Below are 13,186 nucleotides of genomic sequence, written 5' to 3' on the forward strand. Positions count from 1 at the left end.
TAATCAAGGTATTCGTCCCACTTTTTGAACTGGCTGAAATCTTTATGACCCCTCACGAAAGTGATGCAAAACTAGCGGCTACGTCATCGAAAGGATGGAGTAGTTGGCAAGAAAATCTGACTTTGATTGCGATCGCCTTATGTTTGGCCATCCTGATTAGAACATTTATCGCCGAACCCCGCTATATCCCATCAGATTCAATGTTACCGACTTTACACACAGGCGATCGCTTAGTGGTAGAAAAAGTCTCTTACCGTTTTCACCCGCCCACAACTGGAGATATTATCGTTTTTCAGCCTCCCGCAGAACTCCAACGCCGGGGATATCCAGTAGACCAAGCCTTTATTAAGCGCGTCATTGGTATTCCTGGTAAAATACTCAAGGTGACTGACGGTAAAGTTTACCTTAACGGCGAAGCCTTAGAAGAAAACTACATTGCTGAACCTCCCAATCAACCATTTCCCGCAGTCCAAATCCCAGAAGAGAAATTTTTTGTCATGGGAGATAACCGCAATGATAGTAATGATTCTCGTTACTGGGGGTTTTTACCGAGACAAAATATCATTGGTCGGGCAGCATTTCGCTTTTGGCCTCCTGATCGTATAGGCTTTATTTAAAGTCCAATTTTCCCCTCTTCTTGGTGAGGTTGGTGTATTGGATTAAAAGCGTAAAAAATACATCAGCTGGGCGATCGCCTCACCAGGTAGATCCAACCGTCGCTGAAAATCGGCTAAGTTCCGGTAAATTCCAGCTGATAGCCGATTTTGCACAACAGCTTCCGCCAGAGACACATCCATAAAAGGAATTGTAACTAATTGCTCAACCGTCGCCGTATTCGGGTTAACTAATTGAGTCGGATGATCTAAAGATTCATTGTCATAATAAATAAAATTTAGTAACGGCTTTAACGGTTCTAATCGTTGTGTGGGTATAGCTAAAGCAGCCGCTACATCTTCAATACAGTAAAATTTAACACCAGATTGGGAAAGTTCCACAAGCGATCGCGCTTGGTGAATTGACAAACCAGGTAGCCGTAACCAATCATCGACAGTCGCCTGATTCGCATCAATCCGCATCCCCAACTTGACCGCCAGCTGAATTTCCTCCCCAGACTGTAATCGATAATAAGGATCATTCAGGAGTTTGGCGCGGAGTTTTTGTAACTTGGGGTTTAAAGGTAGCCAGTTCATATTTTTTGCTGACCTCAAGAAATTTGGTCTAGCAGCTGGCGGCGTTTTTGCTCAAATTCATACTCAGAAATCAGTCCATCTTGGCGCAGAGTATCTAACTCACGCACAGCCTTGGCGATGGACTCCACCTGATTACCAGTTTGCTGTGAGTTCTTGACTGCTGACTTCCCCAAATTAAAATGACGATCAAAAGCTGCTTCATCTTGCGCTAAATACCAAACTCCTTCAATTGCACTGGCTACCTTGGGAATAGGTGTCCAAGAAAGCAACACATACAACACACCCCACAAAGGTTGCCCCAAATAAAACTTATGTAACCCAGAAATAGTCAGCGTCCCAGATAAAGCTAAAATTGCCGCAATACTGCGATTTTTGCGTTTTGTCAACATATTCCCTATTAACTTACCACTACCACAGTTTCTACAATAAAACAGCAACTGCCACAAAACACCAACACTTGGTGTTAATGCCCTAACTTTTGCTAAGTAAGTCATTGTAAATAATTAAAAGTTTGTAGTCAGGACTAAAGCCCTTACTACGAGCTAAATTACTATGTTTTTACATTACTTTACATAGTGAGCTTTATTCTCGCCAACTGACTTAAACAATTTAGAACGAGTGAAAACTAGCTAAGAAACTGCGGAAAATACCACCCGAAAACCTGGATTTCTCAAACCACCATCAGACTCATCCCAACTACGACTAGCGCTGCGACAAAGTTCTGCACTATAACGCCAAGAACCGCCACGTAATAGCCGACGATACAATTCACCATCAATTTCCCAGGCGCTACCATCTGAAGGTGCATCCAGATAATTATTGTGCCAAGTATCAGCACACCATTCCCACACCAGCCCGTGCATATCATATAATCCGAAGGCGTTGGCAATCTTAAAACTACCAACATCGGTTGTTTGTTTACGGCTACAATTAACCAAATCGGTGCTAATCATTTCACCAAAGTGGAAGGATGTCGTAGTGCTGGCCCGACAAGCATATTCCCATTCAGATTCGCTGGGTAAACGATATTCACGTCCGGTTTTTGCCGAGAGTCTGGCGCAAAATTCCACAGCTTCATCCCAAGATACACTTTCTACGGGCAGGTTAGAACCTTTAAATTTAGAGGGATGAGTATTTAACCGTTGTTTGACTTCAGGTAAAGCGGCTACAGCTTTCCATTGAGCTTGAGTTATGGGATATTTACCCATAAAAAATGGTTGCAGAATCACTTTGTGTTGGGGACGTTCGTCAGCTTCTCCTTCAAACTCTGGCGAACCCATCATGAAACTACCGCCGGGAATTGACACCATTTCGAGTGTTACGGTTTGGCTCAATTTTTCGGCAAAAAATTTGGCTGTAGGGTAATCGCGGTTAACTACTCTACCTGCTGTATCTACTGTAACTACTTCAAATTTAAAAGTTTCTAAGGGAGGTAATGGAGGTTTCACTTTCTTTGGTAACGGTGGTAATCTAATTAATTTCGGTAAGGAAAATTCAGTATTTTCGAGTTCAAGTTGCGTTTCATTGATAGATTTTAAATCATTAATAACTTCTGCTGCTGTTTGATATCTTTCACTAGCTAAATGTTTTAATAATTTATTTAAAATTTGGCTTAATTCATCGCTGATAGTAATGCCTTTTTTCTCTAATTCTTTTTGCCATAACCAATTACCATTCATGGCATCATAAAGAGGATCATTAATTTCTCCATAAGCATTTTGTAATGGTAAACATTGTGTTAATAGACGTACACAAGTTACACCCAAAGCATATAAATCACTACCATGGCAAGGAAATCCTGCCATTTGTTCAGATGGTGCATAACCAATGGTATAAATAACCGTAGCTTGTCTAGCTAAAGTTGTTTGTGTTACCTGTTTAGCACCACCGAAGTCAATTAATACTGGTTTACCGTCACTGTCACGGCGAATGATGTTTTCTGGTTTGATATCTCGATGAATAACTTTAGCCCCATGAACAAATTGCAGAACTGGTAATAAGTCAGTTAAAAGTTGATAAATTTGCTTTTCAGTAAAAGCTTGTTTCTGAACTTCTTGTAAAAGAGTTTTCCCTTCGATAAATTCTTGAACAAGATACAAGCTAGAACCTTGTTCAAAATAAGCTAATAATCTGGGAATTTGGGTATGATTTTCTCCCAGTTCATATAATCTAAATGCCTCTTCTCTGAAAAATTCTGCTGCTTTGTTTCTTTGGATTGTTCCTTGAACTTGAGGAAAAAATTGTTTAATCACACAAGGCGCATTCAGTCTATCTGCGTCTTCAGTCGCATAAGTTCTACTAAATCCACCTTCACCTAAAAGCCTCAATACGCGATAGCGGTTTCTCAGGTATTTGCCAAAGTTGTTTTGTCCACAACTCATGCAAAACATATTTCCTTCAGGGTTGAATGGATTCGAGCAATTGGGATTTTGGCAAATTTGCATAATGAGGAGGAAATAGCATCTTATCCAAACTTAGCCCCAATAATATCAAATTCAGAATACATATATATACAAATAAACCTGAACAAAAATCACCTGCATATATACTAGTAGGAAGGAATACAAATGCAGAAATCTAATTTATTTTTTTGTTCTAGATACTATTTAAATACGAGGACTTCTGAGATTATATATTTTGATCACAACCAAAATAATATTGTGAAACTCTTGAACTTGTCAAGAGTATTGACCTGTTGTTAATTTTGCACATAATACAGCTTATTTATTGTGATCAGAAGCACGAATTAATTCTGCTATAAAGGCCACAATTGCAGATACTGTAATCAGGAGAACACTCAGAGCATTCATATCTGGCTGAACTCCTATTCTAATGCGACTAAAAATTTCTATTGGTAGGGTGTTAGAACCGCTACCAGATGTAAAACTAGCAATGAGAAAGTCATCTAAACTTAAGACAAAAGCTAGGAGGCAGCCAGCTATAATACCAGGCATTAATTGAGGTAGTAATACTTTGATAAATGCTTGTATTGGTGTAGCCCCTAAATCTAGTGCTGCTTCTTCTAAGTGGGGGTCTAAATTGGTCAGTCTTGAAGAAACCACAACTGCGATATAAGCTAGACAAAAGACTATATGAGCAGCAATAATTGTCCAGAAACTTAAGGGGATGGCAAAGGCTGCTAGAAAAACTAAAGTAGCTACTGCGATCGCAATATCTGGAATAATTAACGGGAGGTAGGAAATACCACGATATAAACTCTTACCCAAAAACTGATAACGTGCCAATCCTACTGCCATTAAGGTTCCCAATACCGCCGAAATACCCACGGCACAAAAAGCCACTATTAAACTATTTTGCAAAGCTGATAAAATTCGTTCGTCGCTGAATAATTTGTAGTACCAATCGAGGGTGAAACCTTGCCAAGTGGCGCTGTAGGGTGACTGGTTGAAGCTATAAAAGCCCAGCACCAGTATAGGCAAATACATAAATACAGATAAAATTACTGTGAAAACCGCCTGCCAGGAGACACGCGGTTTTTGTGATGGAGAAATATGCACGTTGATTTTATGTGTGATTTTGTCTAATGAATGTGTTTTGTATAACACAAAAAGTTTACATCGTCAATACTAGTTTAAGGAATTGAAATACTCTGTCTGAAGAGGAATATCTTTTATAGGCCTCTTGCTATGGGGTGAGACGAATAAAAATAATAGCCCAGCTAAAACATCCGCAAAACTTGTTTCAAAAAATTGGATTTTGCGAAAAAATAGCCCAATTCAAGAAACATTTTCGAGAAAATCGTAAAAATTAGATTGGCTGATTTTTTAATTATTTATAATTGAGGAGATTTTCTAGCACAAGCAATATTTCCCTACTAAGGTAGAAAGCAAATATAGGAGATTGGCAATATAATTTGAATGAAATTGTTTATTGAATTGGTATTGTTTTTAATTTCAAAGTGCTAATTAAATCATTTACAAGCACTTGGTGAAACAGCAAACAAATATCTCATTTTAAGCTTATTTTCTAGGAGTTGTGTGATGCGAATTGCTCAGATTGCCCCATTATTCGAGAGAGTACCACCTCCAGCCTATGGGGGCATAGAGTTAGTTGTAGGATTACTAACTGATGAATTAGTGCGACGGGGACATGAAGTGACGCTATTTGCTTCAGGAGATTCTATTAGTTTGGCAAAGCTAGTATCAGTGCATCCCCGTGCCTTAAGACTTGATCCAGATGTGAAGGAACATAACATATATGAAATGTTACAACTAGGTTTTGTCTATGAACGAGCCGAGGAATTTGACATTATTCATTCTCATGTGTGTTGTGCGGCATTACCCTATGCCAACCTGATTAAAATACCTACGGTTCACACTTTACATGGTGTTTTTACTCCTGATAACGAAAAAATGTTTCAATTTGCTAAACATCAACCTTTTGTGAGTATTTCCAATGCTCAGAGGGAACTGAGGTTAGGTTTAAATTATGTCTCAACGGTTTACAATGGCATTGATGTTAGCAGTTATAAATTTCATCCCCAACCAGACAATTCTCCCTATTTGGCATTTTTAGGGCGGATATCTCCAGAGAAAGGCACACATCTAGCGATCGCCATTGCTAAACAAACAGGTTATCATTTAAAAATTGCCGGAAAAGTAGATGTGGTTGACCGAGAATACTTTGAGCAAGAAGTCAAGCCCCACATTGATGGCCAGCAAATTGAATATCTGGGAGAAGCGAATCATATTCAAAAAAATGCCCTGATGGGAGGTGCTGTAGCAACTCTTTTCCCCATTACTTGGCGTGAGCCTTTTGGCTTAGTTATGGTAGAATCAATGGCAGCAGGTACACCCGTGATTGCAATGAAACTAGGGTCTACTGCTGAGATAATTAAACACGGAAAAACTGGTTTTCTGTGTAATGATGTTGCAGATTTTATTCCTGCTCTGGAGAATATAACCCAGATAAACCGCTATGTTTGCCGAGAATATGTCAATAATTACTTTAGTTTGCAACGCATGACTGATGGTTATGAGGCTGTTTATCAGCAAATTTTTCAAGAACAATCTGCTAAAAATGCTCATATCCAGGATGTAGTTAGTCTAGGTATCAGCAGCAATTCCTAAATACTTCGTGCTTTGGCAATATTCAAGGTAATTGAGAATGGGTAATTGACAGAACTCATTACCAATTACCTAAAAATAGACAAGCAAATTACTTGAATTTAGCTCGAATTGTTGCTATTCTTTGACGATTAACACCTAAATCACCGTAACCTAAGCGTGAGGCTGAACGCACCTGGATAACATTTGCTTGATGGTCTAGATAAAATTCGACATCATCGACAAATCCCATGAAAGCACTTTTAAATTCGGCATATAAATAATCTTCTGTTTCAGTAATTATTTTAGTTCTTGGTAATGATTGAATAATTTGTTTAAGTTCAGTCATTGCTGACTGGAGATTAGTTGTAAAAGTTAGTGGCGAAATGATATGTTCTGGATCTGTATCTTGACTAGAAACACAGTTGGGTGAATTGGGACAAGATGCTAATTTGCCGTTAGTAATACCTAAATTATGGGGACGTTTCCCTGCAAAAATCATCACAATATAAATTTGATTATTAATCAGTACATTTTTAGGGTCCCGAAAAAACAGCCTGTTCTATATCTTCCCGACTGAGAGAATATTTAAACGAGCGTTGAATATTTTGCTGATTTTCCCCAGATTTAATATATCTAACTGTAATTTGCTCAACATCAAGCCACAGTTCAGCTTGCCAATCTGGTCGCTGTACACGCCAACAATGTAACTCATTTTCGTCTTGTTTACAGCCTTGGTCTTTTAACCACTTCTCAATTTGTGGTAAAGGATGACTATATAAAGGTGTGTCGGGAGTAAGCATAGAAAATAAAAAAAACAACTCAAAATTCAATAATCTTAATTTGTCCAGGGGTGGGGACTTGAGAAATATGGGTAATTTGTGGTTGGGTAACTTGGGTTGGGATGTTGCTTTCACCACGAATCACAGCCACAGCGATCGCTACTAATATACAACCTGCCAGAGTTAAGCCTAACACAAATAATACAAAGATTTCGCCGGCGGATAAGGGGCGATCGCTTGCGTCTAGATACATTGATTTGGAGTAATCGTAGGGTTGACGCACGGGATGGTTTAAATCAGTGGGTGCTTGAATTACCCCAAAGCGAGAATAGCCAATTTTGGCATCATAACTTAAACGCTTTTCTGGACTGCTGAGAGTGGCGTAAGCCTCATTAATTTGCTGAAATTTGGTAGTCGCAACTGTAGCAGGTAACTCTGTGGTATCTGGGTGATAGAGTTTACTCAATTCCCAATAAGCCCGACGAATATCAATCACCGACGCTGAGGGATGCAGTCCTAGCAAGGCATAATATGTTGTATTCTTGCTGATTTGTCGCTTGGTTCCGTTTTCAGTCACGGTTTTGATTCACTTTGCTCAAATTCAGTTTTTTATATTTTAATGGTTTTATGAATTTACGCGCCGCAAAACCTCATACTTTCAACCCCCAGTGCATCTGGGGGATAGATTCTAGTTTATATTTCTGCCATTATCGCCAATTATTTATTTGATAAATCAGCAATCTGACGGCGCAATTCCTGACGCTCACTATCGAAAATAAAAGCCTGCTCGACCACAAACCAGTTACCACGATCCACAACTTGGGGATATAGCATCACTGCCACCGGTACCTTATTTCTCGAAAATTTTATTGCCTTGACAATCTCAGTAGCTTGGGCTGCTGTAAAGTAGTTGTAAGGAACTGCCTGAGCTAAGAACTCAACTGGTTTAGACCAGTTACTATTCAAACCATTCATCAGTTGCCCAAAAGCAGCATCACTGATAACGGTTGCACTAGACTGCGGCGGCTGACTAATAGGAGACTCACCTATGTTTGTGACCAGAGAATTGAATACAGAATTAAAGTTAGCCGCAGACACACTTTTTGTCCCAGCCACCATTAATACTGCTTCCGATAACTGAGAATTAATCCGGCGACAGTAGACAGTAGCAGTTATATCTCTTCCTTGAGCATTAATCGAATTTTGTCTGGTATTTTGACGCACCAAACCAGAGCGTTTAACAGCAGTTTCGGCACGGTTGAGACAACTAGATAAATTGCCATTCACCTCTAAAAACTCATAAAGGAGTTGCGGCGATGCTTGCGCGGGTAGACTCCATCCTGCTATGCCTAAACTCAGCAGCAGAGGCTTAGTGCATACTCCCAGAACAAATTTCCCCAAATCCCATTGTTTCTGGACTGATTTTTCTGTTTTCATTTTATGGTGCAAAATATAGGTAATTTATATTACCCAATTTTCTCAGTCCCATTAGCCAAAAGCTGAACTAAAACGTGAAGGTTGTGCGAATTGTACCAATGACCACATCAGGATTATTACTGGTTTGGTTAGGAGCCACCAGCCAAATTACCCCTGGTGTAATGGATATATGATCATTCAATTTATATTTATAGAAAGCTTCCAGATGCAACGGTGTAGCACGATTAGGAATGGTACTAATTACATCACTTGCACCACCTAAAAATGGTCGCACACTGGGAACGATACCAGAACGAGTTGCATAAGGGGGGACACCGGCAATAATTCCGCCCAAATTACCTTCTTTACCCAAATCAGGAAATGCTAAGGCGATCGCATAACTGAAAACATCAGCACTTTCATTATCAGCCCCTGCTGATCTACCTTCCTGATTAGCATACATAAACCAACTATTAATGGCAAACTTAGGAGAAACCCGCCACAAACCCGACACACCATAAGCATTTATCGTGCGTCGCGCATTATCTGAAATTAAACTGGGAGAATTTGCCGAAATTGTCCCCACATCATTCAGAAAAGTGGGTGTTCCAGTGGCGTAGGCGTTGACATAAGTTAACCCAAAAGCTAAATTTGGTGTCGGTTCAATAGTTAACTGCGCCAAAGCTGAATAGCGACCATTAAACAAGCCTCCGGCTGTCGTACCATTGGTGCTACTGGGAGTTAAATTTTCTGGACTATTAGCATTGGTAGCTAAATAGCCTAAACTCAAGTTAATCGTAGGACTCAATTCATAATTCAACCCCAAACCCGCACCCACGGAACCAATGCGGTAAATCGGGCTATATTGAGAAAAAGTAGAAAGTGAACCAGAACCGCCATCTTCATCACCAACCGCACTAAACACATTTGATAAATAGTCTACGTGTTCACCACGATTCGCAAATATAGCCGCGCGTAATTTCTTACTTACCGGAAACGTATAGCTAACAATCCCGATGTCTACATTACCCGGAGTATCACCGGGAAATTCGTGATTAAATGTTTGTGAACCTTCAGGGGTGGTTTGTCTAGATCCAAAGTTAGCTAAGAAAGGATCTGCACCATATCGAAAACCCCCTGCTCTTTGGGGGTGAGTAGTACTACCTGATTGGAGTTTAATTTTTAGCTCATCTTGTCCAGTAAAACTACTGCTTAACTTGAGATGAACTCTGTTAGCTAAGATAGTGCTATTGCGCGGTACACCCACCCCAAAAGGATCACTATCTCCACTTAAAACATCAGTCAGAGCCAAAATCACTTCACCCGAAAGCTTTGTGGTTGTGGAAAACTGCTGACTTTCTAAAACGGCGGTGCGGCTTTCTAGCGAGTCAACTCGTCCCCGCAAAGTAGCCAATTCAGCGCTAAATTCCTGTTTTAGCCATTGGATAGGCAGTAAATCTTCTTGCTGTACTGCATCTAGAGTAGCTGTAGCAATTAGCTCATTGACTCGATCTAAACAAGCATTTAAACCAGCTGCAAACTCATAACGCGTCATCGCGCGATTTCCCCGGAATGTGCCGTTGGGATATCCTGCTATACAGCCATAACGTTCTACTAAAGATTGTACAGCACTAAAAGCCCAATCTGTGGGTTGTACATCAGATAACTGAGATACAGAAGTGACTTGTGCAAAACCGTCATTCTCCATAACTTCACCAGCCCACACCAAGGGAGAAATCGCCACTATTGGCGCTGCTAAGAGCAAACCTGACAAAACTTTTAACATCACATCCTCACTTTTAGACACACCCTGATCTGATATGCTTTATACTGTCACTCAGATAATGATAACTATTATCATATTTGGGTGATGGTGTAAATACTAACGACTTCTCTCCTTACTAAGAACAGGGTTGGGGGTGGGGTTCTGACAACTTTTTAAAGACGCTGATAAACTAGCAAAGATGAAAAAATTTAACTCTGAAGATGCTGCTTGGTTTCGCTCGAGGACATTAAAAGAAAGAATTGCAGCGAGTTCCGACAATTTAGTATATAGTGTTGAGTTAGGCAAAAAACGACTGCAAAAATGGAAATCAGAATCAACCTTTGCTGATGCGGGTTTATTTGCTCAAAGATTAGCCCAAGATGGAATGACAGAAGCTGAATTTGCTCAAATTTTGGGACAAACTGTCGCACCAATACCTTTAGAATGGCTGAGGGAGTTTGAGCAAGCTTATGAAAATTTAGACGCGCCAGATATCACAAATCTGTTAGCTAATTCTACTTTATCTAGACATCCGAGTTTTGGCTTTTTGAATGCCATTTCTCCCCTCTTAGCTCAGGGTCTAATTAAATTAAAATCTGGTTTAAATAATTTCCCAAATCTCCATGATAATTTTAGTAATATTCATGATATTCTTTTACAGGGATTACCAGAACAACTTCTGTTTATGCTCAATGCTACCTTAGTTTTAGAGATGAATGTCTCTAGATTACAAGGTTTATTAACAGGTAATCATCCCCAAGAGCGATTTTCCAGCTTTATCCGCAGGTTACAAAATCCAGAAGTACAATTAACATTATGGCAAGAATACCCAGTTTTAGCGAAACAAGTTTTAGCAGTAATTCAGCGCTGGGTAGAAAATAGCTTAGAATTTATGCAGCATCTTTGTGATGACTGGCGAGATATTTGTGACGAATTTCAGCCCCCAACTAACCCAGGTAAATTAATCAAAGTTAAGCGGGGAGAAGGGGAAACTCATAATCATGGTAAGTCTGTTATTATCTTAACATTTGCCAGTGATTGGCAGTTAGTTTATAAACCCAGAACATTAGCAGTAGATGTGCATTTTCAAGAACTGTTATTGTGGTTAAATCAAAAAGGCTTTACACCAGCTTTGAGGACTTTACAAATTCTCAACCGAGATCATTATGGTTGGGTAGAATTTGTTAAACCTCAATCATGTAATTCAGCAGATGCAGTAGAAAGATTTTATCAGCGTCAAGGTGGTTATTTAGCTTTATTATATGCCTTAGAAGCTACAGATTTTCACTTTGAAAACTTGATTGCATCTGGAGAACATCCGGTTTTAATTGATTTAGAATCTTTGTTTCATCCTCGCAGTGAGATATCAATCACAGCAGCAGATAATCTGGATAGAGAGATGGTTGCAGATTCAGTATTGCGGGTTGGTTTATTACCGGAGATTACCTGGGGAAATACGCAAGCCCCCGGAATAGATTTAAGTGGTTTGGGGGGTGCTAAGGGACAGTTAACACCGGAAAAAGTTCCGCAATTAGTACAGGTGGGGACAGATACTATGCGGGTTGAACGTCAACAGGCTGTTATTCCAGGTAGTCAAAACCGCCCGCAATTACATCAACAGGAAGTGAATGTACAAGAATATACAGATGCAATTGTAGAAGGATTTACTGTTGTTTATGGGATTTTATTACAACATCGCCCAGAATTTCTGGATATTTTAAACGGGTTTGCAGCCGATGAAGTGCGGGTGGTGATGCGTGGGAGTCGAACTTATGCTTTATTATTGCGGGAAAGCTATCACCCAGATTTTTTGCGAGATGCCTTAGAGCGCGATCGCCTATTTGATAAACTGTGGATAGATGTAAAAAATCGTCCCCAACTAACTCAAATCATTGCCGCAGAACAAGAAGCACTATGGAAAGGTGACGTTCCCTTATTTAGCAGCTATCCCCATTCTCGTGATTTATATCATCAAAACACAGGCTTACACATACCCAACTTTTTCCCCCAATCAGGAATAGAATTAGTACATCAACGCTTGAATAACTTCAGCGAAAAAGACTTACAAAAACAAACATGGTTTATTCAAGCCACTTTAGCTACCTTAGAAATGGCTAAAACTGGGGATAACCATCAAATTGAATTAAGTAAAAAAACCTCAGATATTACAGTTACAAACACAGCGACACAAACCCAATTTTTAGCTACAGCTTGTAAGATTGGCGATCGCCTAGAATTATTAGCCCATAAACACGGTGATTTTGTCAACTGGATGGGTGTCAGCCTTACCCATAGTCAGCAATGGACATTAGCACCCTTGGGTACAGACTTATACGCAGGTATCCCCGGAGTCGCCTTATTTTTAGCCTACCTGGGAGAAATTACCCAAAATCATACCTATACAAACCTCGCCCAAGCAGCCATCAACACCCTCAAACAGCGCCTAGAAACCGACTCAGACACCATTAAATTTATCGGTGGCTTTAGTGGTTGGGGAGGAATCATTTATACATATACCCATTTAGGAATATTATGGCAACAACCAGAATTAATCGCCGATGCTATCACTTTAGTTGCAAAAATTCCCCCCTTAATTGCCCAAGACCAACAATTAGATATAATTGCGGGTGTGGCTGGTTGCATTGGTAGCCTCATCAGCTTATACCAAACTTCTCCCAAGCAATTAATTCTCGATGTCGCCATTCAATGCGGTGAACACCTCCTCACCCAAGCCCAAACCACAAATACGGGTATTGGTTGGAAAACTCCAGCCAGTGAAAATCAACCCCTCACAGGATTTTCTCACGGTGCAGCCGGCTTTGCTTGGGCTTTGGGTAAATTAGCCGAAATTACCGAAAAACCAGAATTTGCACTTGCAGCCACAGCCGCAATTAACTACGAACGCAGTCATTTTGACCCCATAGCCAATAACTGGTTAGATTTACGGCAAAACGAAGTAAAAAATAG

Annotated in this window: 12 protein-coding genes; 3 read left to right on the forward strand and 9 right to left on the reverse strand. The window is 40.0% G+C overall.

The genetic code is table 11. From position 1 onward, the window contains the following. Positions 1-44: 44 nt before the first annotated feature. A complete protein-coding gene (lepB, locus tag VB654_RS05625; protein ID WP_323212569.1) occupies positions 45-617 on the forward strand; it encodes a signal peptidase I in 573 nt (190 codons plus the stop codon). Between the two features lie 42 nt (positions 618-659). On the opposite strand, the gene VB654_RS05630 is transcribed toward lepB, so the two are convergent. The 4 genes from VB654_RS05630 to VB654_RS05645 all read right to left on the reverse strand — a co-directional run bounded on the left by VB654_RS05630 (position 660) and on the right by VB654_RS05645 (position 4,708). Beyond that, positions 660-1,190, reverse strand: a complete 531-nt coding sequence (locus tag VB654_RS05630) for a ComEA family DNA-binding protein (RefSeq protein WP_323212570.1) — start codon at positions 1,188-1,190, stop codon at positions 660-662. Positions 1,191-1,204: 14 nt separating this feature from the next. Continuing rightward, complete coding sequence (locus VB654_RS05635; protein ID WP_323212712.1) at positions 1,205-1,579, reverse strand: NINE protein; 375 nt, start codon at positions 1,577-1,579, stop codon at positions 1,205-1,207. Between the two features lie 240 nt (positions 1,580-1,819). Continuing rightward, entirely contained in the window at positions 1,820-3,634 is a 1,815-nt protein-coding gene (locus tag VB654_RS05640) for a bifunctional serine/threonine-protein kinase/formylglycine-generating enzyme family protein (RefSeq protein WP_323212571.1), read from the reverse strand. 276 nt (positions 3,635-3,910) lie between these two features. Further along, on the reverse strand, positions 3,911-4,708 hold the full coding sequence (locus VB654_RS05645; protein WP_323212573.1) for an ABC transporter permease: 798 nt from the start codon (positions 4,706-4,708) through the stop codon (positions 3,911-3,913). A gap of 483 nt (positions 4,709-5,191) precedes the next feature. On the opposite strand from VB654_RS05645, the gene VB654_RS05650 reads away from it, so the two are divergent. Beyond that, complete coding sequence (locus tag VB654_RS05650; RefSeq protein WP_323212574.1) at positions 5,192-6,280, forward strand: glycosyltransferase family 4 protein; 1,089 nt, start codon at positions 5,192-5,194, stop codon at positions 6,278-6,280. Between the two features lie 88 nt (positions 6,281-6,368). Here the strand turns inward: VB654_RS05650 and VB654_RS05655 are convergent, their stop codons facing one another. From VB654_RS05655 to VB654_RS05675, 5 genes are all read right to left on the reverse strand, one after another. Next, positions 6,369-6,758 (reverse strand): DUF1499 domain-containing protein, encoded by a 390-nt coding sequence (locus VB654_RS05655; RefSeq protein ID WP_323212714.1) that lies wholly within the window; start codon positions 6,756-6,758, stop codon positions 6,369-6,371. A gap of 34 nt (positions 6,759-6,792) precedes the next feature. After that, positions 6,793-7,059, reverse strand: a complete 267-nt coding sequence (locus VB654_RS05660; protein ID WP_323212576.1) for a DUF3143 domain-containing protein — start codon at positions 7,057-7,059, stop codon at positions 6,793-6,795. Positions 7,060-7,078: 19 nt separating this feature from the next. After that, positions 7,079-7,615 carry a J domain-containing protein gene (locus tag VB654_RS05665; RefSeq protein ID WP_323212577.1) on the reverse strand — a complete coding sequence of 179 codons (537 nt, stop codon included), beginning with the start codon at positions 7,613-7,615 and terminating at the stop codon, positions 7,079-7,081. A gap of 140 nt (positions 7,616-7,755) precedes the next feature. Beyond that, positions 7,756-8,475, reverse strand: coding sequence for a DUF4476 domain-containing protein (locus VB654_RS05670; RefSeq protein WP_323212578.1), 720 nt, complete (start codon positions 8,473-8,475; stop codon positions 7,756-7,758). A 67-nt stretch (positions 8,476-8,542) separates the two neighbouring features. After that, a complete protein-coding gene (locus VB654_RS05675) occupies positions 8,543-10,240 on the reverse strand; it encodes an iron uptake porin (protein WP_416235664.1) in 1,698 nt (565 codons plus the stop codon). Between the two features lie 178 nt (positions 10,241-10,418). Between VB654_RS05675 and VB654_RS05680 the strand changes: the two genes are divergently transcribed. Next, on the forward strand, positions 10,419-13,186 hold a 2,768-nt coding region (locus VB654_RS05680), incomplete at its 3' end, for a type 2 lanthipeptide synthetase LanM family protein (RefSeq protein WP_323212580.1).

Source organism: Nodularia sp. UHCC 0506 (assembly GCF_034931045.1).
Classification (GTDB): Bacteria; Cyanobacteriota; Cyanobacteriia; order Cyanobacteriales; family Nostocaceae; genus Nodularia.